The organism is Paenibacillus sp. FSL M7-0896 (assembly GCF_037975415.1).
Taxonomy (GTDB): Bacteria; Bacillota; Bacilli; order Paenibacillales; family Paenibacillaceae; genus Paenibacillus_AQ; species Paenibacillus_AQ silagei.
Window position 1 is genome coordinate 2,413,057 of sequence record NZ_CP150250.1, and the last position, 26,004, is coordinate 2,439,060.

Below are 26,004 nucleotides of genomic sequence, written 5' to 3' on the forward strand. Positions count from 1 at the left end.
CTAGAGGAAAGGAAGATCATATGTTTCAGATCATAAAGAAAATCATTAAAAATCAAATCAGAAATCCAAAGTGGTTATTATTCTTGATGATATTCCCTATCTTTTTAATGATTCTGATCGGTTCGATTCTAACGAGTGCTTTCTCCGATAAATCAAACCTGACCAAGGTTGACGTTGCGTTGCTCAATCAATCGGAAGGAATGGCAGCCGAGGTTATTGATGCCTTAACCACAGCTTCTGTATCCATCGAAAAAGATTACGGGATCAAAATGGGCTACACCGACTCAGAGAAAGAAGGCAAAAAAGAGGCACGGGTGAACAAAAAAGTATTCGTGCACCTGGATAAGGAGAAGATCCTGGTCTACGGAAATGAATCGGAGCCGTTAAATACAGCGAGAGTGGTAGCCTTATTCCGCAGCGTGGCCAGCAGCATTCAGACGGTTAAGGAAGCCTATAAAATAGACGGGGAAAAAGCGATTGAATTGATTGGCGCGGATAATGCCACGTATGAAGTGCCTGTAGAGCTGATTCCCTCCAAAAGTGCCATGAGCTCCTATGATTATTATGGAGTGGTGGAATTAACGCTTATGGTGATGTATATGATGCTGATTCCCATTGGGGATCTGTTTACGGATAAAAGAACCAAAATCAAAGAGAGAATTTTACTTACAGGACTTAGCAGGGTAAAGTATTATTTCGCTTCGTTGGCTGCGTATTCCATTTTTGCCTTAGCGGTGTTCATTCCAGCCTTTATCTTCTCTATCACATACTTGGGAGTAAACTGGGGCAATTATTCTGTGCTCATGTACTTGTATATCGTTTTATTTGCCATATTCAATGTGGCGCTAGGCATGTTATTGGCCCAGTTATTAAAAGCCCGCGGCAAAGTGGATGTGATTCTGTCTGTGATTATCCTGCCGATTTTCTCCTTTCTCGGGGGATCGTATACACCCTTCCCTTACGATATGGGCGGTGTTTTCGGCAAGATCCTGCTGGTCTCCCCGTTAAGATGGGTGAATGTCGGCATTTTCAAAAGTGTCTACGCGCAGGATAGTCAACTTATCTGGGTAAGCTCTGCCATATTTCTCCTTTTAATATTCATCTGTCTCTTTATTGTGGTTGCTAAAGAAAAGAAGGAGGAATTAAGAGCATGAGAACATTTTATGCATTAATAAAAAATAACTTAAGAATTTCGATAATGCATAAACCGATTTCTTTTCTGTTAATGACCATTACTCCGATCATCGTCCTGATTATTGCCAGTAAGCTGGTCAGCTATTCCACAACCTTTGTTAACGTAGGCATTGCGGATGGGGATCATAGCCGGGCCTCGGAAGCCGTAACCCAAATTGTCGGCGGTCTTGAGGGCATTAAGGTCTTCTATATGGATGAGAATGAAGTGGAGGCTAATTTTCAAAGTAATAAAATCAATGCGGCTTTGGTCATCCGCAGCGGATTCCAGAATGGATTGTTAAATAATTCGATCGAGAAGCTAGTAGTGAAAGGAAATGAAGAGCAGAACGTCTATACCCTGCTACAGGCCATCCTCAAGAATCATTTGTTGAATTTACGTAACTTGGGCAAGATTTCTGGGGGGGATGCTGCTGTATTCGAGAATGCGGTAGGCAATTATATCGCCAGCTCTGAGTTTGTGGAGAAAACCTCTCTTAACGATTTGTATACGGAATACAACAATTCCAATATCTTTGTCGGATTTTTGATTCTGTTCATTTTCTTCAATTCATCAGCTATAGCGAATGTAATCAATACGGATAGGGAGCGCAATATTTACGCCAGGATCTTCCTCTCTCCGGCCAAAGTATGGATGTATTATCTGTCTAATGTACTCTGCAATCTGGTCATCGTCGCCTTTCAAATCCTGGCCGCAGTCCTGAGTATGGAATATTTCACGAATACCTCCATTGGCGTGGAGCCCGGTGTGCTGTTTCTGATTCTCTTCCTGACGGCGTTGGTGGCGGTCTCCTTGGGGACGTTCTATGTTTCCATTACGGAAGAGGCGGATGCGGCTTCAATGATTTCCAATTTTGCGAACCTGCTGATTGTTATCCTGGGCGGTTGCTTTATTCAGGTGGAGCTGTTTCCTAAATTAATCAATGCCATTTCCTATATTTCACCGGCAAGATGGGCAATGGGAAGTATACTGGATTTACAGCAAGGATTAACCTTGGGAGATATAGCTGGAAACGCGTTTTTACTTGGCGGAATGGCAGCGGTGATTCTAGCCGTGTCGGTAATCATAACCAGCAAGCGGGAAAAGAAATTCAGAAGTCTTTCCTAAGTGGCAACTAATTCAACTAGACAAGGATAGGAATATAACTATGGCAGAACTCTATTATATGAATATCGAAGACCCCATAAGTGCTGAAGATTATCAGACGTTACTGGGCACATGTGCCTCAGACAAAAGGGAAGCCATACACAAATTCAGATTTGAGGCTGATCGGAAAAGAACCTTGTACGGGGAAGTGCTGGCCAGATTCATGATTACAAAGAAAACTGGAGTAACGATGAAAGACATTGAATTTGACAAAAATTCATACGGAAAACCTTATGTAAAGGATCAGAATGAGATATTTTACAATATATCTCATTCTGGAAAGTATGTAGTCTGCGGCTTGGATACTGAGGATATTGGAATAGATATTGAAGAAATTCGGGACATTGACCTGGATATTGCTAAACGCTTCTTCCATGTCAAAGAATATGAGGATATCATTTCTCGGGAAATAAGAGAGCAAGCTCATTCGCTGTATGATTTCTGGACGTTAAAAGAAAGTTATATTAAGTTTTTGGGAGTCGGGCTGAGTAAGCCGCTGAACTCATTTTATTTCATGATTAATGGAGAAACCGTACAGCTCTGCTCCCAAGAAGACCATACAGTTTATTTTCACCGTTACTTGCTACAGGATAATTACAGGCTTGCCGTTTGTGTAAGCACACCTGATCTTATCCATATGGAAAAAATATCACTTCATGACCTTGTAGCCTATATTAATGAGTGAAAGTTAATGGATAAAATCTGGTAAGGAGTTCCTGGCATGAAGAAAATAGTTGCGATTTCCGGAGCATTAAGCACTTTGTTTTTTTTGATACATCTTATAGTGGCCTGTATCTATTACGCAGGAATCATGCCGTATGGATATATTCATATGACCATCGGCGGCATTCTGTCCATTGTCATGTCCGTCCATATGCTTTCCGCTATCTTCCTGATGGTGAAAAATCGCCAAAGAGATAAACAAGCCAAGCAATATCCGCAGCTCAATATGGGCACTGTAATCCAGTCCGCAACAGGTATTTTCACAGGGATATTTTTATTGGTGCATATCCTGGTGATTGAATTAAGTAAAAGGATAGACGGGACTGTGTTTAATATTATTTATGTTTCAGCAGAGTTTTTGTTTCTCTTAACTGTAAGTCTGCATATGGCCATCAGCGTGCCCAAGCTCTTTATATCCATGGGAGTCATTAAAAAACGGGAAAATTACCCGCTCTTCATCAGAGGGACCTATGTCTTCTTAGCCTTGGTGCTGGTGATGTATATGGGTTCCCAAATTATGTTCTGGGCAGCATAGACAGCCGGGTGAACCTTGTTGTCTGAGGGAGAGAGAGGAGTGTCAGCATTCGGATGAAGAATATACTTGTAATGGGCAGTGGCCTGGCCGGAATGACGGCAGCGCTGAAGCTTGTGGAAGAAGGAGCAGCTGTTACCTTGGTGTCACCGGCGTATTCAGAGAGAGCACAGTCTGTAATGGCCATGGGCGGAATTAATGCTGCTTTGAATACCAAGCAAGAAAATGATTCGGTAGATGAGCATTTTGCGGATACTATGCGGGGAGGCAGTGATCTTAATGACCCTGAAGCCGTGGCTAATCTGGTACAGAGGGCTCCGGAGATCATCCGCTGGCTTGAAGAAATCGGTGTGAATTTCACCCGGGATGAGAAGGGCAGAGTGGATCTACGGAATTTCGGCGGACAAAAAAAGAAACGTACTGCCTACGCCGGTGCGCGTACCGGTAAACAAATTGCCACAGCTATCATAGCTAAATCCCGGAAATATGAAGCTGCTGGCCAAATCAAGCGGCTGACGGGATGGAGATTCCACTCCCTGTTAATAGAGGGTAAGGAATGTGCGGGTGCTGTTCTGTTGCACGAAAACACGAACGAATTGCAAAGCCTGGTTGCCGATGCTGTGATTATGGCCGTCGGAGGGCCGAATGGCGTTTTCGGAAAAACTACCGGCTCCAGATTAAATGACGGCTATGCCGCGGGAATGCTGCTTGAACAAGGGGTCGAATTTTCGAATCTGGAGATGATTCAATATCATCCTACGACAGTACATACCCCTTCCAAACGTATGCTGATTACGGAGGCTGCACGTGGCGTCGGAGGAAGATTGTACGTCATCAAAGAGGGGCAGCCCTGGTACTTCATGGAGGAGTGGTTTCCGGAATATGGGGCATTAATGCCGCGTGATGTGGTGAGTCAGAGTATCTATAAAGTATGTAATGAGATGAAGCTGGGCATTAACGGGAGCCAGGAGGTTTATTTGGATGTCTCTCATCTGTCCCCGGAAATTATTGATGTACAGTTAGACGAAGTTGTCAGCATCTGTTCGAAATTCTTAAAGGTCAACCCGTATAAGGAACCCATTCAAGTTGCTCCAGGGATTCATTACTTTATGGGGGGAATCAAGACGGATAAGAATCACACAACGAATCTAGCGAGACTTTTTGCCGCAGGAGAATGCTCCGCTCAATATCATGGGGCAAACAGACTGGGCGGAAATTCGTTATTAGGCGCGATTTGTGGAGGATGGGTTGCAGCCGAAAGCGCTCTAATGGTCAGCCCAATGAATACTGCTGCCGCAGAAAAAATAGGTGAACAGCAGCTGGAGACAGCAAATCAGGAGCTGCAGCATTGGGAGAAGAGGGCGAATACTTCTATAAAAGGCTATTTTCAGATCAAACAAGAATTATCAGAGCTTATGTATGGCGCCATGGGTATATATAGAAAAGAGAGACAGCTGCTGGAAGCCAAAAAAAGGCTGGAGGAAATGAACAACGACACCGCAGAGTCCTGGTATCATCATCATTTTTATGAATACAAAACATTATCAGCCAATATTTTATTGGCAAGGGGAATGGTTGAGTCGGCATTGGCCAGAAAAGAGAGCCGGGGGGCACATCAGAGAATCGATTATAGTGAAAAAAATGATACACAATTCAAGAAATCTACGAATGCAGTATTTCTGAATAATAGTATCTGCATTGAGTTTAATTAAGAAAAGAGGCAGTACTATGAGTATCAGGATTAATATCAAGCGGCAGGAAAATGGGGCGAAGGAAGCCTACTGGCAGAGCTTTGAATACTCGGGTGAATTACATGTATCCATAGGGACTCTAATTAATAATCTGAATAGTGAAATGCTGGAAAGGGACGAGGGAGAACGGCCGATCCGCTTTGACTGCAGCTGTGAACAGGGACTGTGCGGAGCATGTGCAATGGTAGTTAATGAGAAGCCGGTACTGTCCTGCCAATTATTTTGCGATGATCTGGTACAAGAGAACAATGAAATTACGATTCATCCCCTAAGTAAATTCCCGGTCATAAGCGATCTGGCAGTGGACCGGAGTCAAATGTTCGAAGTGATGAAGGACATGAAGCTATGGCTGGAAGAACCGGCAAAGGTTAGAACCGCCAATTTAACGCTGCAATATGAAGTGTCCCAATGTCTGATGTGCGGCAGTTGTCTGGAGGTCTGCCCCAATTACAGCCTGGGTGAGTTATTTACTGGAATGTCCTCTGCGATGTCGATGACTAATCTGACCTTATTAAGTGAGGACAAAGCCTATAAAAAACAATATACCCAAAGAGTATATGATGGCTGTTCCAAATCTCTTGCCTGCCAGGAAGTTTGCCCCATGGACATTCCGATTGTGGAGGCGATCTCCAAAATGAATAGAGTATCGGTCTGGGGAATATGGAACATGTTTGGGAAACATGGATAAAATGAAACTGATTGATATAATTACCAAACTACGATAGCGGAGGACACACCATGAAACAACTCTACATCAAGCAAAAGGTATTCAGCATAGGCGAGAAGTTCACGGTGAAGGATGAGCGGGAACAGGATGTGTATTACGTGGAGGGCAGCTTCATGCGGATTCCAAAGACCTTCTCGATTATGAATGCAGGCGGAAGGGAAGTTGCACAGATTACGAAGAAGGTGTTCAGCTTCCTGCCCAAGTTCTTCGTGGAAGCGGATGGCCGTGAGGTGCTCACCATTAAGAAGGAGCTGTCGTTCTTCAAGGCGCGTTATTCGATAGATTCGGCGGATATTGAGGTGCACGGGAACTGGTGGGATATGGATTTCCAGGTCTTGCAGCGCGGGGCGGTCGTCGGGGAAGTGAGCAAGAAGTGGTTCACCTGGGGCGACAGCTACAGCGTGCAAGTATGGAATGAGGAGCTGGAGGCGATCATCATCGCGATAGTAGTCGCCATTGATTGTGTGAAGAGTGATGAAGCCTCGTCTTCTAATCAGTAGCTATTAACAATCCTTTCAATTAGACCCTCTCCGGGCGGAGAGGGTTTTTGACATGAACCGGCAAGGTGTGCTGCAAGAACACGAGTTCGCACCGGTGCTGGCCAAGTGCTGGCGGCCGTTTTTCAGCAAGCATTATGACTGGTCCACGCAACGGCCGGAAGCCCCGATAGGCTCTGGAGTTACGGCGGCGAAGCCCCGGCCTTGGCCTGCCGCTGGTAATTTCGCGGTGTATACCCGGTCACCTGCTTGAATTGCCGGCAGAAATGCTCTACATTCGGATAGCCGCACCGTGCTGCGATATCAGCGATGCTCTCTGTGCTGTGGATGAGGTATTCCTTGGCCATGCGGATGCGGCTGTTAATGACATCCTCCATACAGGAGAGTCCGAAGGTTTTTTTGTAGATATTCTGAAGATAGCCTGAACTGATCTCCAGCACACCGGCCATCCTGGCTACGGTCCAGTACTCCCCGGGATTGGTCTGAATAGACGTGCGCAGCTTCAGCAGCTTGTAATATTGCGGGGTAATATTGTCCTGGAAATAGGATTCCCACAGCTTGTTGAACAGTGCGCGCAGGAGCAGATCGATGGAAGAGGCTTTACAGTCCCCGCCCATATGATGCTCGCTGGCCAGCAGCTCAAGCAGCTTTTGGCAATAATCAGGGTCGCTAAGCGCAAAAGGAATGCCCAAGGGAAGCGGTGATTCCGTAATATAAGGCTCACTTGATTCAAAACGAATCCAGTCATTGATGAACTGGCCGGTGCAGGCCTGATAATAGACCTTCTGCTGCGGCTGGTAGAGAACTACGCTGTGCGCAGGGTATTGCTTGAGTCCGCCATGCACCCAGAATAGCGCCGGAGTCTTGGTAATGACCAGGAGCCAATGCGCACCAGCTGGAACATCTACAACGAAATTCGAAGCGTGCGTTGTATTGCACTCGACATAGTGAATAAGGGCCATTTCCATCCTCCTCCCGGCAAACATGCTTAATTATAGCATGGTTTTTTTGTGTTTTTGTCAATGCCGGATAAGTGAAGTAAAAATGTGAGCGTTGTCAATAAATAGGTGCCTCCCCCATAATGAAAGCGTAACCAAATAAAGACCACAATAATTGAACTGGGGGTTGACTATGAACACAGGTACAAGAAAAGGTCAGAGTTTACTGAAGAGTACTTCCATCCTGTTGTTGTCTGCACTGCTGTTGTCCGCTTGCTCGGGCAAGCTGGAATCCGGTAACGGCGGCAAGGAAGCGGCAGCCAGTAATGATCCGAAGCCAAGCGCAGCTGTTGATGAGAGTCCGCTCGGCAAATACGATCCTCCGATTGAGCTATCGTTCGTCAGAGATCTGAGCGATGTGGTAGAGAATAACGTGCTTGGCGTATTGAAGGATGAGACGATTGATAACAACCGCTGGACCAAGCTGTATGAGGATCAGCTCGGCATCAAGATCAAATATAACTGGATTGTGAAGGGCAGCCAGACCTCGGATCAATACTTGCAGAAAATCAATGTCACCCTGGCCTCCGGGGATCTGCCGGATGTAACGCCGGTCAACGCCACCCAGCTCAAGCAGTTGGCCGATTCAGACCAGCTTGAGGATATGACAGCTTTATATGAAAAGTATGCTTCCCCGTTCACCAAGAAGGTGCTGTCGGGAGAAGGCACAAGTGTATTCGATGCCGCGACCTTCGATGGCAAGCTGATGGCAATTCCGAGCCTGGAATCCTCCATTGAACGCTCGATGTATATCTGGATTCGGACAGACTGGCTGGAGAAGCTCGGTATGCAGCCGCCGAAGACGATGGCAGATGTCCTGGCGATCTCTGAAGCGTTCGTTGATAAGGACCCCGACGGTAACGGCAAGAAGGATACCTATGGCCTTGGCATCACCAAGGATCTCTGGGGCGGGGCGATGGGACTGGAAGGCTTCATGGCCGGGTATAATGCCTATCCGAACATCTGGCTGGATGACGGAACCGGCAAGCTGGTCTACGGCAGCATTCAGCCGGAAGTGAAGAAAGCGCTTCAGGTGCTGCAGGATATGGCCAAGAAGGGCCAGCTTGACCAGGAGTTCGGTGTCAAGGATGGAGGCAAGGTCTCCGAGCTGATCTCGGCCGGCAAGATCGGGATGGAATACGGCGAGCAGTGGAATTCCATCTGGCCGCTGCAGCTCAACCGTGACAATGATCCCAAGGCGCAGTGGCAGGCCTTCCCGATTGTCTCGGAATCGGGCGACACGCCGAAGGTGCCGCTGAAGTTCAGCACAACCCGCTTCTTCGCAGTCAAGAAGGGCGCTGCCCATCCGGAAGCGGTGATCAAATTGTTCAACCTGCATGTGGAGAAGAACTGGGGCGAGACGGCCGAATTCGATAAGTACTATGCACCGCCGGAAGCGGAAAGTGTCTGGCAGCTGTCTCCGGTTACGCCGTATCCGGTCACGAAGAATGTAGATGCGTTCCGTGAGATTGATGCTGCCCGCAAGGCCGGTGACTTCTCTACACTGAAGGGTGAAGCCAAGACGATCCAGGAGAAGCTGGAGTCCTATGCTTCAGGTTCAACGGAGGGCTTCTCCCTGTGGGGCTGGGAGCGGATCTATGGAGAGCAGGGCTCCATGGGCATAGCTGATCAGTATATCAAGAATGACCAGTTCCTGCAGGAGAAATTCGTCGGCGCTCCGACTCCGACCATGGTCGAGCGCAAGACAACGCTTGAGAAGCAGCAGAATGAAATGTTTGTCAAAATCATTCTGGGTGACCCTATCGAAAAGTTCGATCAGTTCGTGAAGGACTGGCAGAAGCTGGGCGGCGATCAAATTACGCAAGAGGTCAACGAATGGTACGCAGCGACTAAGAAATAAAGCACCCCTGGAGGAAGAAAACGACCTTTTCTTCCTCCATTCCATTCTTGCCTGCAGATGTGGAGGATAACGATGAGAACAAAACTGCGAAAAGAACTGCCGCTTCATTTGATGCTTTTGCCGGGACTGGTGATGATCCTTCTGTTCTCCTACGTCCCCATGGCTGGTGTCATGATTGCATTCCAGAAATTCATCCCTGCCAAGGGCTTGTTCGGGGATCAAAAATGGGTGGGCCTCGATAACTTCGAATATGTGATGAACCTGCCAAGCTTCACACAGGTGCTGTGGAATACGCTGTTTATTTCGAGTCTCAAGCTGATTCTGGGCCTGATTATTCCGCTGGTATTCGCGATTCTGCTGAACGAGCTGGCCAGTAATGTAATCAAGCGTTCCGTACAGACAGCGATCTATCTGCCGTATTTCTTGTCCTGGGTCGTGCTTGGCGGCATCTTGATTGATATTCTGTCTCCATCGGGCGGGATTGTGAATGAATTCCTCGGATGGTTCGGTGTCTCCAAGATATTCTTCCTCGGCGACAATGACTGGTTCCCCTTCACGCTGATTGCTTCGGATGTGTGGAAGAACTTCGGCTACGGCACGATTGTATACCTGGCGGCTATAACGGGCATTGATCCCGGACTCTATGAAGCAGCTACCATTGACGGTGCGAACCGGTGGCACAAGACCTGGCATATTACCATTCCGGGCATACGCATGGTCATCGTCCTGCTGTCGGTACTCAGTCTGGGTCAACTGCTGAACGCGGGCTTCGATCAGGTCTTCAATCTGTACAGTCCGCAGGTCTATGAGAGCGGGGATATCCTGGATACCTTCGTCTACCGGATCGGTCTGCTCGACGCACAATACGGCGTAGCGACTGCCGTCGGCTTCTTTAAATCGATCATATCGCTTACCTTAATTTCCAGCTCGTATTTCCTGGCTTACCGTTTCGCCAAATACCGGATTTTTTAGAGGAGGGATATCCCTTGCAGCAACCGCTTACGCCTAAACAGACAGACATCACTACTGTTCACCGTTCAAAAAAGTTCGACGGGATATCGGTGCTGAACGCCACCTTTCTCATTCTGGTCTCACTGCTCTGTATCCTCCCGCTTATTCATATTATAGCGGTGTCCTTCAGCTCCAGCGCGGCCGCCTCCGCAGGGTATGTCAGGCTCTGGCCGGTAGATTTCACCTTCGCCTCGTATATGTATACGATGAGCCGCACAGAATTCTGGCAGTCAATGCTTGTATCGCTGACCCGGATCGGGATTGGGACGCCGCTGAACTTGTTGCTGACGATCCTCGTGGCCTACCCGCTATCCAAGGAATCACACGCGCTGCGGTTCCGCAGCGTCTATGCCTGGGCCTTCTTCGTCACGATGCTGTTCAACGGCGGGCTGATCCCCTGGTATACCACGCTCAAGGAGTACGGCCTGCTGGATTCCATCTGGGCGCTGGTGCTGCCCGGCGCAGTTCCTGTGTTCAGCGTGGTGCTGCTGCTTAACTTCTTCCGGGAGATTCCGAAGGAGCTGGAAGAGGCGGCGCTGATTGACGGGGCCGGCCACTTCCGGACGGTCTGGTCTATCTTCGTGCCGATCTCCAAACCTGCGCTGGCTACACTGGCCTTGTTCTCAATGGTGGAGCACTGGAACAGCTGGTTCGACGGCCTGCTACTCATGGGGAATCCGGCCAACTATCCGCTGCAAAGCTATATCCAGACGATTGTAATCCAGCAGAACCTGTCGAATATGTCGCGTGATGCCATGCTTGATCTGGCGCTGATCTCGGACCGGACGCTGAAGTCTTCCCAGATCTTCCTCGGCTCCCTGCCGATTATTCTGGCCTATCCGTTCCTGCAGAAATATTTCGTGAAGGGAATTGTACTCGGCAGTGTCAAAGGTTAACCTCCCGGAAGTTATGCATAAGCCTGCGGCTCTCCCCGGATTCAGGCTATAATGGTGAAAATGATTGCTGGGGGCCTGGGACTGTTGTTCAAAAAGGATTACTCACTGCGCAATACGATATTTCTGCGGCTGATTGTGACCTTTCTGCTCATTATGCTGCCTATTCTTGTCTTCGCCGCTTATCTGTATCAGTGGATTGTGCAAACAGCCAGCAGCGATATCCGAAGCTCGGCCAGCGCCCAGACCGTCTTCTACTTAAATGATATGGAGAATGAGATCGAGCGGATGAAGCTGCTGCAATACAGTCTGCTGGAGGATGAGGATCTGAACAAGCTGGCTCTGACCTGGGAGACGCTGCCGACCATTGACCGCACGGAGAATCTGAATTCGCTGATGAAGCGGCTGTTCATCGTGCAGAACAGCAGCACGTATATCAAGGACGTCAGGGTTCATATCATGACTATAGGCCGGACCATATCATCAGTCGGCGGCGTGCGTGAGATTGAACTGAAGCGCTTCCGCGAGATCCGCTCGGTCTTCGGGGACCGCCGTTCCCAGGTGATTGAGTGGGATGGCGGCCTGTACCTTAGTGCGATGAAGCAGCGGGGCATTAAGGGGGCGGAGCCGCTGCTGACGGTTGAGATTGAGCTGGACACCCAGGAGCTGCGGGCGGCGCTGGGCCAATTCAATACGTATCCCGGCAGTGGAACGCTGCTGCTCTCCGATAGTGCGAGATTCGCGCTCTACAGCATGACCGGCGAGCTGGCGCAGGCGGAACCGTCCCAGTATGCCCGGGATATCCGCGCGGTGGCCTCCGGGGAGAGGCTGAGGATCGCAGGTGCACCTTATTATATCGTCCAGACCGGCTCACAGGAGCTTGGCTTGTCCATCTACCGGATCATCCCGGAGGATATTATCAAGAATCCGCTGAGCAAATTCTATACCTGGGCCTGGGTGTTCGCCGTGGCTGCGCTTGCCATCATCATTGCTTTTGCACTATCGACCTACAAGTTCATTCATAAGCCGATGCTGACGCTGGTGAAGAGCTTCCGGAGAATGGAGCAGGGTGATCTGGACATTCATATCCAGCATGAGTCGAAGGATGAATTCCGTTATCTGTACAGCCGCTTCAACCAGATGGTGAGCAATCTGCACTCCCTGATCGACCAGGTGTACAAGCAGAAGATTATGGCCCAGCGGGCAGAGCTGAAGCAGCTGCAATCACAGATTAACCCGCATTTTCTGTACAACAGCTTCTTCATTCTGAACACAATGGCGAAGACCGGCGATACCGAGCGGATCGAACAGCTTACTACGATGCTGGGGGAATACTTCCAGTTTGTCACCCGGAACGCTTCCGATCTGGTGTCATTGGAGCAGGAGATTCACCATGCAAGGATGTATACAGAGATTCAGGCCATGCGCTTCTCCCGCAGAATTGGGGTCCGGTTCGATGCCTTGTCGGAGGAGCTGAAGAAGGTGTCCGTTCCGCGGCTGATTGTGCAGCCGATTATTGAGAACGCGTTCAAGCACAGCCTGGAAAAGAAAGCCATGGAGGGCCTGATCATTGTCCGCTTCGCGCAGGAAGGCCCGGATATCCGCATTATCGTTGAGGATAACGGGGACCGGCTGAGCGATGACATGCTGGAGCAACTGAAAGAGTCCCTTAATGTCTATCAGGAGCAGGCGGAGACCACCGGCCTTGTGAACATTCACCGGCGCATCCGCATAACCTTCGGGGAAGAGAGCGGCTTGCTGGCGGACCGGAGTGAGCTGGGCGGACTAAGGGTAACCATCCTGCTTAGAGCTGGAGGTGAGAATGCTGATGTACAGGATGCTTATCGTTGATGACGAAGAGATTATCACAGATGGACTGGCGGTAATTTTCGGCAAAATGGAGCTTGAGCTGGACATCTACAAGGCCTACTCGGGCCGTGAAGCGCTAAATCTGCTGCACCGGACCCGGGTGGATATTGTCCTGTCTGATATCTGCATGCCCGAGATGGACGGGCTGGAGCTGATGGAGCATATCCGCCGGAGCTGGCCGCAATGCAAAATCGTCTTCCTGACCGGACACAGCGACTTCAATTATGTCTACCAGGCGATTCAGGCTCCGGGCGTCCAGTATGTGCTCAAGAATGAAGGTTATCCGAAGCTGATTGAAGCAGTGATGCGTGCGCTACAGGAATTGAACGACACCATGCAGGTGAATGATCTGATCCGTGAATCCAAGGAGCAGCTGAACACGCTGGAGACCTTGGCACAGGGCGATTATTTCCGCCATCTCATTCACAGCGTCAAGGCGGATCAGGATATGGCCGGGGACTTCGTCCGTCTGAACATTCCGCTTGATGCTTCGCGGCCGGTGCTGATCGCTCTGGGCAGCATCAGTGATCCTGAATCCTCGCGCACGTATATGGACCGCCGGGAGACAGCGCTTGCGGTCAAGTTCCTGTCGGAGAAGCTGCTGAAGGAGCGGACGGTCAGCCTTGGGGTTATCGACCGGTACGGTGACCTGATCTGGCTGATTCAGCCGGGCGGGACGGGAGAGGCTTCGCAGCCGGAGGATTTGGAGCAGATGATTAAATTCCTGGAAGGCACCTTCGAGCTGATTCAGCAGTCGTGCAGGGAATCGCTGGAGGTCGGGATGGCCATCACTCTCAGTGCGGAGGAGTCTGCCTGGTCCAGGCTTCAGGTAGTGTACGATAAAGCGAGGCAGGTTCAGCATTACCGGGCAGGTGACGGAGAGCGGATGGTGCAGAAGGTGCAGCTGAATGAAGCGGCGGCGCCGGATACCATGCGTGACCGGTTCATGCAGGGCAAGGTGGAGACTCTGGCTGCACATCTGGAGGCGGGCCGTAAGGAGGAATTCCTCCGGCTGTTCAGGGAGATGGCTGAACCTGCGGGGCAGGAATGCACGCGGGGCAACCCTTATTTGACTGAGCTGTATTACACCATTGCTCTGATGCTCATGTCGTATACGAACAGATGGGAAGCGGACCAGGAGATCGGGGCAAGCGGGCTGATGCAGCTGGAGGTCCACCGGACATGGGGAGAAGCCTTCCGTTATCTGGAGGACACCGCCGGGAATCTGTTCTCTGTCCGCAGGAGCGGCGAGCAGAAGCGGGCGGCGGGTGTTATCGACCGGATCTGCATATATATAGAAGAGAATCTCGACCAGGACCTGTCGCTGGTCCGTCTGGCCGATGTGATCCACTTCAATCCTTCCTATCTGTCCCGCCTGTTCAAGCAGGAACGGGGGATCAATCTGTCCGAGTATATTGAGGATATGCGCGTCCGCCAGGCCAAGGAGCTGCTGCGGAGGGGGGAGTTGAAAGTGGCGGAGGTCGGCTCGCTAATCGGCTACGTCACCCCGCAATCCTTCACCCGCGTATTCAAAAAGTGGACCGGAACCACGCCGCAGGAATACCGTATGGATGTGGTTGGCGGGTAAATGTCCTGCGCTCGTGGCTGGCGGCCACGAGCGAGGGTGGAGCAGGGGAGAGATAACGGGGAAGGTCCATTGGGTGAGAGCGACAGGATGAGAGACGTAAGAATGAGATACATTGGATGAGAAATATTAGAGGAAGATATAGTCGCTCCTTCGGGATGGATGGCGTTGCCTCCATCGTCCGGGGGAGCGATTGTTCGTTGAGGAGAGTAAATGAAAGGGAAAAATCCCATTAATGCAGCCAAAAGTCGGCTGGATGGGGAAATGAAAGGGATAAACCCCATTAATGCAGCCAAAAGTCGGCCGGATGGGGAAATGAAAGGGAAAAATCCCATTAATGCAGCCGAAAGTCGGCTGGATGGGCGAATGAAAGGGAAAAATCCCATTAATGCAGCCAAAAGTCGGCTGGATGGGGAAATGAAAGGGATAAATCCCATTAATGCAGCCGACAGTGATGGTATTAGAGTAACGAGGAGCACCGCAAGTACCCCTGATATCAGCAGAAGTTAGCTAAATGAGTGAATGAGGAGCAGAAGTGCCCCTGATTCCAGCAGAAGTCGGTTAAATGAATAAATCAGGAGCACAAGTGCCCCTGATATCGGCAGAAGTCGGTTAAATGAATAAATCAGGAGCACAAGTGCCCCTGATATCGGCAGAAGTCGGCTAAATGAACAAATCAGGAGCACAAGTGCCCCTGATATCGGTAGAAGTTGGCTAAATGAACAAATCAGGAGCAGAAGTGCCCCTGATATCGGCATAAGTTGGCTAAACGAACAAATCAGGTGCAGAAGTGCACCTGATTTCACTCTGCATACTCCATCAGCCCCGCCAGAAGTAGGCCAATGGAGGACAGTGAGGCCAGCTTTAGTTAGTTTCTTTTATAAGTAAATCCGATAATTCCCGCTCAGCGCAAGCATGGTGAAGAAGTATAGACAGTTGTCGTAATACCGCCGTTCTCCGGTGCGCAGCGGGGTGTCCCAGAATAGCTTGACGAAATGCCCGGCATCCGGGCCATCGGCGGCAAGCGAGGCCATGGCCAGAGTGGATAGCAGGCCGACCGGATGCAGCGAAGGCTCGTCGAACGGCTGACCGTCAATGGTATACCGCCGGTAATCAGCCGGATCGATATCGCGGAAGAAAGCCTGAATACGGTTAGACTGCTCTACCTGCCAAGGATCGCAGCGGAACCATTCATAATCCAGCCCGATGTTGGCGGCGACCCGGTAAGCATCACTGAAGAAGTGGCGGAAGTCGCCATGCGGTTGAGGTTCCGCCGGAGTTCCGTCATAGTTGGCGTATTCCGGCGACAGCCCGGTAACCGGGTGGCAGGCCAGATGCAGGTAATCCCGACTCCGAGCAGCGGCATCCTTCCAGAACGCCCGGTCTGCTTCATCCGCTTGCAGCGCAAACAAATCATAGAAATGCGGCAAATGATAGGAGGGATCGCTGAACGGAGTCTCCGGGATGAACTTGATCAGCCGGGTCTCCGGGTCCCACATCGGATGGCCTTCCCCCTCTTCTCCCTTGTGCACACAAGCGCGGAGAATGATTCTGGCCTGCTCGGAATAATTGAACGGCGCGGCTCCGTCACCCCAGCGGCGGGAAGCGAAGAACAGTGCCATCGCGAAGAACTCCTCTCCATCCGGCGCGGGACCGGGAGACAGCCGTGTACCGTCCAGTTTACAGTGCCAGGCGAAATAATCCTTGTAACGGCCTTCCGTATGCTGCATGAATACCTTGGCGAAATTCCAGAGCCGGTCGAACTCCTCCTTTTTATCCAGCTGAACCGCCATCATCATCCCGTAGGACATGCCCTCTGTGCGCACATCGGTATTGCCTGTATCTACAATATAACCCTTATCCTCATCCATAGTATGATAGAGCCGGACATCAGGGGCGCCGTAGAACATTTCGTTCCAGGTATCTTCCAGCCGCTGCTGAATCGCCTCCGGACGCAGTCCGTTCTCAAGGAACAGATTTCTGTACTCCCCTGTGTAAAAAGAGCCCTCTGTAGTATTCATCATAACATCCTCCAGGTGAATTTTATTTTGCCCAAGTATATCATAAGCGGCAGTATAGAGATTAAAGCGTTTTCCAGATATTTTATAGAGGATTCCGGCTCCGGCCCATAATCTAAGGATAGATCAAGCTTAGGTGTCTATATGTCATGGACTTCACGCCAAAAGCTTCTCTATACTGATAGGGACATGCTGCAAGATGAATAACAAGGTAAGGGTGATAGAGCTATGAATGAGATGGCAGAGCTAATGAAGCTTACAGTCTACACGCGCATACCGAACCAGGATTACACCGGGTCTCTCGCCAACAGTGTTCATATGGCCTGTGCAGATGACCCTAACGAATTTCAGCCGCTGAACCGGAACTATGGCCTATTATTTGCCGTGGCCACCGTGGATGAGAACAATGTGATTCATGAAAAAGGACTCAAAAACCCCTATCTGTTCCGCACACAGGATGGTGCTTTCGGGATGATTGCGGTAAGGATTGACGCCTCGGGGGAGGATGACGGGGAGAGCAGGGGGCAGATTCTGCTGTGGACCTCGCCGGATCTGGTGACCTTCGATGCCCAGCGGCTTGTCCGGCTCGATAATGAACGCTATGTAAAAGAAGCAGTCTGCGCACTGGACAGCACTGGCGGATATGAGATCCGCTGGCAGGACAATGACGGCAGCTATTATGTGAACCGGCTGGCCGACCTGCGGAATCCGGAAGGGATCTCGCCGCCGGAGCCTGCGGAAGCTTACACAGTAGAGCGGACCGCTCATCCGCTGCCCGGAACCCGTCCGGGGAATGTGCTGACCGTGGACGGTCCCGCCGGCCGTAAGGTTCAGGCGGCCTGGACCCCGGTGCATAACACCGGTATTCGAGTGGCAGAGCAGGTCAGTGTTCACTCTGCCGATGAATTGACAAAGGTCAGAGCCACAGCACTATATTCTGACGGTTCTACTGCCGATAAGCAGGTGGCTTGGGATACCGGAGGAATTGATTTTACCTTGCCAGGAACGCATACCATACATGGCAAGGTAGTCACTTACGACTTGCCGTTCCCGTTAGCAAGCGGCTATGCAGACCCTGTAATTCTCCCTTGGAACGGCAGGTATTACTTCCTGGCCACCAATGACAATGTCAATAATATCGGCATCTATGTCCGCGTGGCAGATACCTTGCAGGACTTATTCGCTCCGGGCTTCCAGGAAGCCGTTATACTGGACCTGAATGAGGAGCTGAACTTCATCCAGACCTTCTGGGCACCGGAATTCCATGTCATCGGCGGGGAGCTGTACATCCTGTTCGCTGTTGGCGGTAAGGTATGGGGACCGCAATGCCATCTGATGAAGCTGAACCCCGGCGGCGATATTATGAAGGCCGGGGATTGGAGCACGCCGGTCCGGGTGAAGCGGATGGACGGTACTCCACTGGCCGCAGACGGCATTACGCTGGATATGACTTATTTCAAGGCAGACGGTACCTCCTGTGTAGTCTGGTCTTACCGCAAAGGGATCGGAACGCCGCTGGATACCGGCTCCATGCTATACATCGCCACTGTAGATGAAGCGAACCCGGCGGTATTAACCAGTGAGCCGGTGCTGCTGTCGCGTCCGCTGCTGGGCTGGGAGAATGTTCAGGGCACGATCAATAACGAAGGCCCGTATCCGCTCCTTACGGAAGATACCGTGTATATTGCCTATTCCGGCGGGGCGGCAACGGGATATACCTATGCGGTGGGCTGGTTAAGCATTCCACGGGGCGGCGATGTTCTGGATGGCGGTGCCTGGAGCAAGGCGGGCACGCCTGCACTTTCTTATTATTCGCTGGACGGGGTGTACGGCCCCGGGCATAATTCTTTTTTCCAGGATACAGACGGTACTACGCTGGTTCTCTACCACGGGGAAGAGCAGCTGGTGAAGCATGGAACGAGATGCTCGGCGATTCACAGAGTCCATTACAACAGTAATGGCGTCCCTCTGCTGGATGTGGCCGGGGAGAGGGATGTACACCCGGATTACGCCGACTGCACGATACAGGTGACGGTGCTTGCTTAGTCTGGAGTCACGGCAATCCCACAATGAAAAATTAACAACGACAATCTATATAACAAATGGAGGATGTTAGAATGACACAACAACAAGGATTCAACCCATATCTGCCTTCCTGGGAGTACGTGCCGGATGCGGAACCATATGTTTTTGAAGGAAGAGTATATGTCTATGGCTCGCATGACCGGTTCAACGGACACGCCTTCTGTCTGAACGATTATGTCTGTTGGTCAGCGCCGGAGGACAATCTGGCTGATTGGCAGTATGAAGGTGGGATCTACCAGACGACAGATGACCCGCTCAACCCGGAAGGCAGCATGTGTCTCTATGCACCGGATGTGACACAGGGACCGGACGGGCGCTACTATCTCTACTATGTACTGGACAAGGTTTCTGTCGTATCGGTAGCGGTCTGCGATAAGCCGGGCGGCAAATATGAATTCTACGGCTATGTCACCTACGGGGACGGCACGCGTCTGGGCGAACGGGAAGGCGATGAGCCGCAGTTTGACCCGGGGGTATTGACCGAAGGAGACACCACTTACCTGTACACCGGCTTCTGCGGATACGGCGACAAGTCCAGACACGGCGCGATGGCTACCGTACTGGGTCCCGATATGCTTACGATTATTGAGGAGCCTGTGTTCGTTGCACCGAGCCAGCCTTACAGCCAGGGGACCGGCTTCGAGGGCCATGAGTTCTTCGAGGCCCCTTCCATCCGCAAAAGAGGAGATATCTACTACCTGGTCTATTCCTCAATCTCCATGCATGAGCTGTGTTATGCCACCAGCAGCCATCCTACCCGGGATTTCGTGTACCAGGGAGTCATTGTGAGCAACTGTGATCTGCATATCGATACGTATAAGCCTGCGGACCAGACGATGTATTACGGCGGCAATAACCACGGCAGCATCGTGGAGGTTAATGGAGCGTGGTATATCTTCTATCACCGGCATACCAACGGGACCGCGTTCTCGCGCCAGGGCTGCATCGAGCCGATTACGTTCCGTGAAGACGGAACCATCCCGCAGGTGGAGATCACAACCTCCGGCCCGAACGGCGGCCCGCTGGAAGGACGCGGAGAATATCCGGCCTACCTGGCCTGTCATTTGTTCACGAAGGATCAGGAGATGTATACCGGAGGGTTTGGCAAGGTGGGTGCCTGGATGGACAGCAGGTTCCCGAAGATTACCCAGGACGGCAGAGACGGCGACGAAGAGGTTGGCTATATTGCCAACATGACGGAGTCGGCGACCGCCGGGTTCAAGTATTTTGACTGCAAGGGAGTTAGCCGGGTCTCCATCAAGGTGCGGGGATATTGCCATGGGGAGTTCCAGGTGAAGACGGCTTGGGACGGACCTGCGCTTGCTTCTATTCCGGTAGGCTTCACTAATGTCTGGAAAAAATATGCTGCGGAAGTGGAAATTCCGGACGGCGTGCAGGCCTTGTATTTCACATACACCGGAGGCGGCGGCGCGCAGTTTGCTTCATTTACACTGGAATAGACCGGAGGCATCAGACCAGGCATGACACAGACAGCAGGACCAGGGAGTGTGTTCCCGGTGCTGCTGTTTTGTCGTTCACATCGTAGAGCGTACGCTCTCAGCCTGCTGCTACACGCCGGAAGAATACCGGGCCTTGTACTCTGAGGGGGTCATGTTCATATAATGCTTGAACCATTTGGAGAAATAGCTGACATGCTGGTAGCCTGACTCCAGTGCAGCCTCCAGCACATTGTATGATCCGCTGCGGAGCAGACTGGCCGCCTGGCTGATGCGGATATAATTCAGATACTCCATCGGGCGCATCCCCGTCTGAGCCTTGAAAAACTTGCAGAAATGCGAGCGGCTCAGCGCTACCACGGCGGCAAGCTGATCCAGCTCCAGCCTGTCGCGGGAATGCGCCTCCATATAGCTCAGCACCTCCCGGATCTGCCGGTTATATTCCCGGCCGTGCCGTGTCTCCGCCGCCGGGTTCAGCCTGGTTAGCCCGTATTGATAGCTGTCTGCGATGAACAGCAGTAAGAGCGCCTTCAGGCTCATTTCGTATGCCCCGGGCTTACGCTCATAGCGGCTTAACAGCTCCCTGATCAGCTGAAGCAAGGGGGAGTGGGCGGCATTTGCAGCAGATAACAGAGCGGGAAGCCGGACCTTCCCTTGCAGGACGGGGTCCAGGAACAGCTCCTGTACGCGGTCGGGCTGCGGCGAAGACAACCAGGAGCTTTTGAACACGATGGAATAATAACAGGTGCCGCCCATTGCGGTGTCCATGCCCGAATGAAGCTCACCGGGATGAACGATCAGGGCATCTCCAGCCTGAATGGAGAACTCGCGGCTCTCAATATGGAAGGTAGCGCGGCCTTCCGCCAGATAGATAATCTCCATCTCGTTATGCCAGTGCACGGGAAGAATGGAATGCACGCGGGCCTGATGCTCCACCCGGTAGATATGCAGCGGGAATTCCGGCTGGCCGTGCAGCTTGTTCTCCCGGTAACGGTGTTCGTACATGATGCCCTCCTCTGAATCGCTATATTGTGATGATATCGCGCAAATATATGATAGATGAACCGCTATCAATAATAATATCATTATAACCAGAGGAAGTCATAAGGAAGGGTGGAACCATAATGAAACTGATAACTGTTCAATCCGGCGAGGCTGGCGTAAGGCTGGAGACTAGTGAGGGAATAATGCATATCGGCTGGTGTACGCCGGGGATTGCCAGAATCCGCTATACGCTGAATGCTGAGCTGAGCGGTAAAGAGAGTCTGATGGTGGTAAGCCGGCCAGAAGCCGAGACCGTACCTTACACTATCACAGAACTGCCCGGCCATCTGGAGATCTCAACGGCGCAGCTAACGGTTGAAGTGGATAAAGAGAGCTGTGCCTTCAGCTACAGAGCTGCGGACGGCACGCTGCTGACACGGGAGCCGGCCAGAGGCGGCAAAACCCTGGAGCGCACAGAGGTCTATCATACGGTATTCGATGCTTCGGCAGACACGGTAGAGACCGGACAGGGTGCGGATGGGCTGCGGGCAAGAGCGGAGGGCGTCAACCGGAGGCTGGACCGGGAGGCTTTTCATACGAAGCTGGAATTCGAATGGCAGGAAGGGGAGGCCCTGTACGGACTCGGCTCCCATGAAGAGGGGATGATGAACCTCCGGGGACGGCAGCAATACTTGTACCAGCAGAATATGAAGGCGGTTGTACCGGTAATGGTGTCTACACGCGGCTACGGGATTCTGGTAGATTCGGGGTCTTATATGACTTTTCATGACGATGCCTTTGGCTCGTACCTCTGGAGCGATGCGGATGAAGAGATGGATTACTATTTCATTTATGGTCCGGAATTCGATCAGATTACGGCGGGAATCCGCTACCTGACCGGAGAAGCACCAATGCTGCCGAAGTGGTCCTTCGGGTATGTGCAGTCCAAGGAAAGATATGTCTCTCAGGCGGAACTGATCGCCATCGTACAAGAGTATCGTGAGCGTTCGCTTCCCCTCGACTGTATCGTACTCGACTGGCAGTCCTGGACGGGCAATCTGTGGGGGCAAAAGACTTTCGATCCTGAGCGCTTCCCCGATCCCTCGCAGATGATGAACAGCCTGCACGCTATGAACGCCAAGCTGATGGTATCCATCTGGCCGATTATGGGCGCGGGCGGGGAGAATCATGAAGAGATGAAGGCACGCGGTTTCCTGCTCGGCAATCAGGCGACTTATGATGCCTTCTCGGAGGAGGCTCGTGCGCTGTACTGGAAGCAGGCCAACGAAGGGCTGTTCGCCCACGGCATTGATGCCTGGTGGTGCGATTGCACCGAGCCTTTCGAAGCGGACTGGAAGGGCGCGGTGAAGCCGGAGCCGGAGCAGCGGCTGCTGATTAATACGGCAGAATCGAAGCGGTATCTCGATCCGGGCTTGATCAATGCTTATTCCATGCAGCACTCCAAAGGGATCTATGAAGGCCAGCGCGCAGCGACCTCAGCGAAACGGGTGATCAATCTGACACGCTCCTCGTTCGCAGGACAGCACCGCTACGGCACGATTACATGGTCAGGCGATATAGCCGCCAACTGGGAGACACTGAGGAAGCAGATAGCAGACGGCCTTAACTTTTGCCTGACCGGTTCGCCATACTGGACGCTGGATATCGGAGCGTTCTTCGTGAAGAATCCCAAGGAGCAATGGTTCTGGAGCGGGGATTATGACGAAGGTGTTGCGGATCTGGGCTACCGGGAGCTGTATGTCCGCTGGTTCCAGCTCGGAGCCTTCCTGCCGATGTTCCGTTCCCATGGCACGGATACGCCGAGAGAGATATGGCAGTTCGGCCAGGAGGGGGAGCTGATGTATGATACGCTGGTGAACTATCTGAAGCTCCGTTACAGGCTGATGCCATACATCTACTCCCTGGCCGGAGCTGTGGCACACCGCAGCTATACTATGTTCCGTGCGCTGGCCTTCGATTACCGGGAGGATGTGCGGGTCCACGCCATCGGCGACCAGTTCATGTTCGGTCCGGCCTTCATGGTGGCTCCTGTGACAGAGGCCATGTATTACGGTCCCGGCTCCCGCGAGCTTGAGGGTGTTCTTAAGCAGCGCCCGGTCTACCTCCCTGAAGGCGAGTGGTATGATTATTGGAGCGATGAACGGCTGGAAGGCGGCGTGACGATTGAAGCCAAGGCGGATCTGGAGACGCTTCCCCTGTATGTCCGTGCCGGGTCCATTGTTCCGCTCGGCCCCGATGTTCAATATACGGATGAACAGCCGGAGGCAGTGACGAGGCTCAAGGTATACGGCGGCAAGGATGCAGCCTTCACCCTGTATGAAGATGAAGGCGATAATTATAATTATGAGACCGGCGCCTATGCCATGATTGAGCTGAGCTGGTGTGAAGCGGACCGCAGCCTGACTATCGGGAAGCGGGCCGGAGACTATGCCGGAATGCAGGCGGTAAGGCAATTTGCCGTAGAGCTGGCCGGTTATGCGGGAAGCCGTATTGTCACTTATGAGGGGGAAGCTGTAATTGTCCGTGAAGCGGACCTGCAGAGATAAGTTTGAGGTTCATTGTAACCAACTTGAACGTTTTGTAAGCTGGATAGAGAAGCTCTAGTAAGCTCTGTTACTCTTGCGGTAGGCGGCGGGTGTCATGCTGGTGATTCTTTTGAATGTACGGTAGAAATGGGGCAGGCTCTCGAAGCCGCAGGCCATGGCAATCTGCTCGATGGTATAGCTTGATTGCAGCAGGCTGTCCTTGGCGGCAAAAATCCGCTTCGTCGCAATATAATCCGTCACATTCATGCCCAGACGCTGCTTGAAGACCCGGCTGAAGTGGGCCGGTGAGATCGACGCCCGCGCAGCCAGAGAGCTTAGCTCCAGCGGCTGATCCAGATGATCGTTGATATAGCTGAGCGCCTCACGGAACCACTCCGGCAGCAAGGGACTTGAAGCGACAGGCTCAGCGGCTTGCGGCAGACAGTAGCGGTTCAGATGCAGCAGTGTAAGATGAAGCAGCAGCGTAAGCGCCTGCCCGCCGTCCGGCTGATTCTGATCGCGTTCCCGGTGGATCGCATCGATATCATTTTGCAGAATTTCAGCATGCTCTGGAGACAGGGTATACTTGTACTGCTTGTTAGTCTTGGCAGCGTCGAACAGCTTCAGATAGGGATAAGACTCACTGTAGGTATGGTTATGGACCAGAGCCGGGCTGAAAAAAAGGGCAGAGGAGGTCACCGGCTCCTCATTATCGGGAAATCCCCGGTGTACCGTGTTTCCGGGAACGACAATAATGTCATCCGGATGCATCTCATAAAAGGTCTGATCAATGAAAAAGCTTCCTTTGCCGCCGTATACGTAAATGAATTCGTACCAGTCATGCTGGTGGTCGGGCAGCTCGCGCTGAGGACTTTTCGTTTCCTTATAGTCCAGCAGCAGCGTAACCGGCAATTGATGGTCAAAATGCCTGCGGATCGGTTCCATGAAGTCGCCCCCTGAGTTATATCTCTGCATTCTTACCCACATCATATCAAAATAAGGTATAGATTTGTTTGTTTAAGCTATTTTTATTCCTTTATCGGATGTTTACAATAAGGTGGAATGGAGGCGTTATCATGTATATTGATGCTCACCAGCATTATTGGAAGATAGACAGGAATGATTATGGCTGGATTACGCCGGAGATTCCGGTGCTGTTCCGGGATTATCTGCCCGCTGATCTGGAGCCGGAGCTGATGAAGCACGGGATCAGCCGTACGATTGTCGTACAGGCTGCGCCTACGGTGGAGGAGACGGAATATATTCTGGAACTCAGCGGGCAGGCGGAGTCTGTCGCGGGCGTGATTGGCTGGCTGGATCTGGCAAGCCCTTCTTTCCAGGCCGAATTCGAGCGCCTCAGCAGACATCCGAAGTTCACCGGGCTGCGGGTGATGATTCAGGAGATGGCGGACCCCGGTGTGCTTTTGACCCGGCCTTATATAGAAGCGCTCTCATATCTTGCGGAGCGGGATGTGCCGGTAGACCTGCTGGTGCTGGCCGATCAGCTTCCGCAGCTCATTGAGATGCTGGAACAGGTTCCGGGACTGCGGGGAGTCATTGATCACCTGGCCAAGCCTCCGATTGCATCGGGTAGCCTGGAGCCGTGGAGAAGCCAAATGGCAGAGGTTGCCAAGCATCCGGGAATTTACTGCAAGCTGTCCGGGATGGTCACTGAAGCAGATCCCCAGGGCTGGACGCAGGAGGATTTCACGGCTTACGTACATGCTGTGCTGGAGCTGTTCGGACCCGGGCGGGTGATGTTCGGTAGCGACTGGCCTGTGTGCCTGATGGCGGCAACCTATGAGGAGGTTGTGGGGATTCTGCGCACAGCACTGCAAGGACGATTGTCTGCGGAAGAGATGGAGCCGGTATTTGGAGCGAATGCTGCTAGATTTTATAAGCTGGATAAGCAGAACTAAGGTGTTAACGAAAAGCAAAAAGAAGCGGAGGGGAAATTTGGAACTGTAGGAGCGGTAGCGTCCGCCTTTGTCAACGGATTTCATCCGCGAATAGCGGGAAAAAATCAAAGAAATCTGTTGACAACAGCGTCCGGAGGGCCAAATGTTCACCGCAGTGACGACTAAGCTTCAAGTTCAAAACTTAAGTGTCTGTTATATAGATTCACTAAT

General features: G+C 51.7%; 21 protein-coding genes. 17 read left to right on the forward strand and 4 right to left on the reverse strand.

Features of this window, described 5'->3' with window-relative positions:
* Nucleotides 1-20 precede the first annotated feature (20 nt).
* Genes MKY12_RS10110 through MKY12_RS10140 form a run of 7 tightly spaced genes read left to right on the forward strand, consistent with a single transcriptional unit; the run spans nt 21 to nt 6,571 of the window.
* Entirely contained in the window at nt 21-1,154 is a 1,134-nt protein-coding gene (locus MKY12_RS10110; RefSeq protein WP_339313628.1) for an ABC transporter permease, read from the forward strand.
* 44 nt (nt 1,155-1,198) lie between these two features.
* Nucleotides 1,199-2,299, forward strand: coding sequence for an ABC transporter permease (locus tag MKY12_RS10115; protein ID WP_162174685.1), 1,101 nt, complete (start codon nt 1,199-1,201; stop codon nt 2,297-2,299).
* Between the two features lie 40 nt (nt 2,300-2,339).
* Nucleotides 2,340-3,023 (forward strand): 4'-phosphopantetheinyl transferase superfamily protein, encoded by a 684-nt coding sequence (locus tag MKY12_RS10120; RefSeq protein WP_339313630.1) that lies wholly within the window; start codon nt 2,340-2,342, stop codon nt 3,021-3,023.
* A 36-nt stretch (nt 3,024-3,059) separates the two neighbouring features.
* On the forward strand, nt 3,060-3,596 hold the full coding sequence (locus tag MKY12_RS10125) for a hypothetical protein (protein WP_339313632.1): 537 nt from the start codon (nt 3,060-3,062) through the stop codon (nt 3,594-3,596).
* A gap of 53 nt (nt 3,597-3,649) precedes the next feature.
* Complete coding sequence (locus MKY12_RS10130) at nt 3,650-5,305, forward strand: FAD-dependent oxidoreductase (RefSeq protein WP_339313633.1); 1,656 nt, start codon at nt 3,650-3,652, stop codon at nt 5,303-5,305.
* 16 nt (nt 5,306-5,321) lie between these two features.
* Entirely contained in the window at nt 5,322-6,032 is a 711-nt protein-coding gene (locus MKY12_RS10135; RefSeq protein WP_339313635.1) for a 2Fe-2S iron-sulfur cluster-binding protein, read from the forward strand.
* A gap of 50 nt (nt 6,033-6,082) precedes the next feature.
* Nucleotides 6,083-6,571 (forward strand): LURP-one-related family protein, encoded by a 489-nt coding sequence (locus tag MKY12_RS10140; protein WP_209878066.1) that lies wholly within the window; start codon nt 6,083-6,085, stop codon nt 6,569-6,571.
* A gap of 179 nt (nt 6,572-6,750) precedes the next feature.
* On the opposite strand, the gene MKY12_RS10145 is transcribed toward MKY12_RS10140, so the two are convergent.
* Nucleotides 6,751-7,530 (reverse strand): AraC family transcriptional regulator, encoded by a 780-nt coding sequence (locus MKY12_RS10145; RefSeq protein ID WP_209878068.1) that lies wholly within the window; start codon nt 7,528-7,530, stop codon nt 6,751-6,753.
* 169 nt (nt 7,531-7,699) lie between these two features.
* On the opposite strand from MKY12_RS10145, the gene MKY12_RS10150 reads away from it, so the two are divergent.
* The 6 genes from MKY12_RS10150 to MKY12_RS10175 all read left to right on the forward strand — a co-directional run bounded on the left by MKY12_RS10150 (nt 7,700) and on the right by MKY12_RS10175 (nt 15,295).
* Nucleotides 7,700-9,427: an extracellular solute-binding protein gene (locus MKY12_RS10150; protein WP_339313638.1), complete on the forward strand. Its 1,728-nt coding sequence runs from the start codon at nt 7,700-7,702 to the stop codon at nt 9,425-9,427.
* 72 nt (nt 9,428-9,499) lie between these two features.
* Nucleotides 9,500-10,399, forward strand: a complete 900-nt coding sequence (locus MKY12_RS10155) for an ABC transporter permease subunit (RefSeq protein ID WP_076073578.1) — start codon at nt 9,500-9,502, stop codon at nt 10,397-10,399.
* Between the two features lie 47 nt (nt 10,400-10,446).
* The gene (locus tag MKY12_RS10160) at nt 10,447-11,334 is read left to right on the forward strand and encodes a carbohydrate ABC transporter permease (protein ID WP_051478002.1); all 888 of its coding nucleotides are present in this window, start codon (nt 10,447-10,449) and stop codon (nt 11,332-11,334) included.
* A gap of 51 nt (nt 11,335-11,385) precedes the next feature.
* Complete coding sequence (locus MKY12_RS10165; RefSeq protein WP_339313640.1) at nt 11,386-13,182, forward strand: histidine kinase; 1,797 nt, start codon at nt 11,386-11,388, stop codon at nt 13,180-13,182.
* Entirely contained in the window at nt 13,169-14,788 is a 1,620-nt protein-coding gene (locus MKY12_RS10170; protein ID WP_339313642.1) for a response regulator, read from the forward strand. The genes MKY12_RS10165 and MKY12_RS10170 overlap by 14 nt, the downstream gene beginning before the upstream one ends.
* 210 nt (nt 14,789-14,998) lie before the next feature.
* A complete protein-coding gene (locus MKY12_RS10175) occupies nt 14,999-15,295 on the forward strand; it encodes a hypothetical protein (protein ID WP_339313643.1) in 297 nt (98 codons plus the stop codon).
* 368 nt (nt 15,296-15,663) lie between these two features.
* Here MKY12_RS10175 and MKY12_RS10180 read toward each other — a convergent pair whose 3' ends face one another.
* Nucleotides 15,664-16,806, reverse strand: a complete 1,143-nt coding sequence (locus tag MKY12_RS10180; protein ID WP_339313645.1) for a glycosyl hydrolase family 8 — start codon at nt 16,804-16,806, stop codon at nt 15,664-15,666.
* Nucleotides 16,807-17,031: 225 nt separating this feature from the next.
* On the opposite strand from MKY12_RS10180, the gene MKY12_RS10185 reads away from it, so the two are divergent.
* Both MKY12_RS10185 and MKY12_RS10190 read left to right on the forward strand, forming a co-directional pair.
* Complete coding sequence (locus MKY12_RS10185; protein WP_339313647.1) at nt 17,032-18,849, forward strand: family 43 glycosylhydrolase; 1,818 nt, start codon at nt 17,032-17,034, stop codon at nt 18,847-18,849.
* Between the two features lie 71 nt (nt 18,850-18,920).
* Entirely contained in the window at nt 18,921-20,348 is a 1,428-nt protein-coding gene (locus tag MKY12_RS10190) for a family 43 glycosylhydrolase (RefSeq protein ID WP_339313649.1), read from the forward strand.
* 108 nt (nt 20,349-20,456) lie between these two features.
* On the opposite strand, the gene MKY12_RS10195 is transcribed toward MKY12_RS10190, so the two are convergent.
* Nucleotides 20,457-21,350 (reverse strand): AraC family transcriptional regulator, encoded by an 894-nt coding sequence (locus tag MKY12_RS10195; RefSeq protein WP_339313651.1) that lies wholly within the window; start codon nt 21,348-21,350, stop codon nt 20,457-20,459.
* Between the two features lie 119 nt (nt 21,351-21,469).
* On the opposite strand from MKY12_RS10195, the gene MKY12_RS10200 reads away from it, so the two are divergent.
* Nucleotides 21,470-23,896: a TIM-barrel domain-containing protein gene (locus MKY12_RS10200; protein ID WP_339313653.1), complete on the forward strand. Its 2,427-nt coding sequence runs from the start codon at nt 21,470-21,472 to the stop codon at nt 23,894-23,896.
* Between the two features lie 54 nt (nt 23,897-23,950).
* Here MKY12_RS10200 and MKY12_RS10205 read toward each other — a convergent pair whose 3' ends face one another.
* Nucleotides 23,951-24,820, reverse strand: a complete 870-nt coding sequence (locus tag MKY12_RS10205; RefSeq protein WP_339313654.1) for an AraC family transcriptional regulator — start codon at nt 24,818-24,820, stop codon at nt 23,951-23,953.
* Between the two features lie 131 nt (nt 24,821-24,951).
* Between MKY12_RS10205 and MKY12_RS10210 the strand changes: the two genes are divergently transcribed.
* Entirely contained in the window at nt 24,952-25,794 is an 843-nt protein-coding gene (locus MKY12_RS10210; RefSeq protein ID WP_339313656.1) for an amidohydrolase family protein, read from the forward strand.
* Nucleotides 25,795-26,004: the final 210 nt, after the last annotated feature.

Coding starts and splice junctions, on each gene's coding strand:
- MKY12_RS10110 (WP_339313628.1), top strand. CDS start 21: ATGTTTCAGATCATAAAGAAAATCATTAAAAATCAAATCAGAAATCCA.
- MKY12_RS10115 (WP_162174685.1), top strand. CDS start 1,199: ATGCATAAACCGATTTCTTTTCTGTTAATGACCATTACTCCGATCATC.
- MKY12_RS10120 (WP_339313630.1), top strand. CDS start 2,340: ATGGCAGAACTCTATTATATGAATATCGAAGACCCCATAAGTGCTGAA.
- MKY12_RS10125 (WP_339313632.1), top strand. CDS start 3,060: ATGAAGAAAATAGTTGCGATTTCCGGAGCATTAAGCACTTTGTTTTTT.
- MKY12_RS10130 (WP_339313633.1), top strand. CDS start 3,650: ATGAAGAATATACTTGTAATGGGCAGTGGCCTGGCCGGAATGACGGCA.
- MKY12_RS10135 (WP_339313635.1), top strand. CDS start 5,322: ATGAGTATCAGGATTAATATCAAGCGGCAGGAAAATGGGGCGAAGGAA.
- MKY12_RS10140 (WP_209878066.1), top strand. CDS start 6,083: ATGAAACAACTCTACATCAAGCAAAAGGTATTCAGCATAGGCGAGAAG.
- MKY12_RS10145 (WP_209878068.1), bottom strand. CDS start 7,530: ATGGCCCTTATTCACTATGTCGAGTGCAATACAACGCACGCTTCGAAT.
- MKY12_RS10150 (WP_339313638.1), top strand. CDS start 7,700: ATGAACACAGGTACAAGAAAAGGTCAGAGTTTACTGAAGAGTACTTCC.
- MKY12_RS10155 (WP_076073578.1), top strand. CDS start 9,500: ATGAGAACAAAACTGCGAAAAGAACTGCCGCTTCATTTGATGCTTTTG.
- MKY12_RS10165 (WP_339313640.1), top strand. CDS start 11,386: ATGGTGAAAATGATTGCTGGGGGCCTGGGACTGTTGTTCAAAAAGGAT.
- MKY12_RS10170 (WP_339313642.1), top strand. CDS start 13,169: ATGCTTATCGTTGATGACGAAGAGATTATCACAGATGGACTGGCGGTA.
- MKY12_RS10175 (WP_339313643.1), top strand. CDS start 14,999: ATGAAAGGGAAAAATCCCATTAATGCAGCCAAAAGTCGGCTGGATGGG.
- MKY12_RS10180 (WP_339313645.1), bottom strand. CDS start 16,806: ATGAATACTACAGAGGGCTCTTTTTACACAGGGGAGTACAGAAATCTG.
- MKY12_RS10185 (WP_339313647.1), top strand. CDS start 17,032: ATGAATGAGATGGCAGAGCTAATGAAGCTTACAGTCTACACGCGCATA.
- MKY12_RS10190 (WP_339313649.1), top strand. CDS start 18,921: ATGACACAACAACAAGGATTCAACCCATATCTGCCTTCCTGGGAGTAC.
- MKY12_RS10195 (WP_339313651.1), bottom strand. CDS start 21,350: ATGTACGAACACCGTTACCGGGAGAACAAGCTGCACGGCCAGCCGGAA.
- MKY12_RS10200 (WP_339313653.1), top strand. CDS start 21,470: ATGAAACTGATAACTGTTCAATCCGGCGAGGCTGGCGTAAGGCTGGAG.
- MKY12_RS10205 (WP_339313654.1), bottom strand. CDS start 24,820: ATGGAACCGATCCGCAGGCATTTTGACCATCAATTGCCGGTTACGCTG.
- MKY12_RS10210 (WP_339313656.1), top strand. CDS start 24,952: ATGTATATTGATGCTCACCAGCATTATTGGAAGATAGACAGGAATGAT.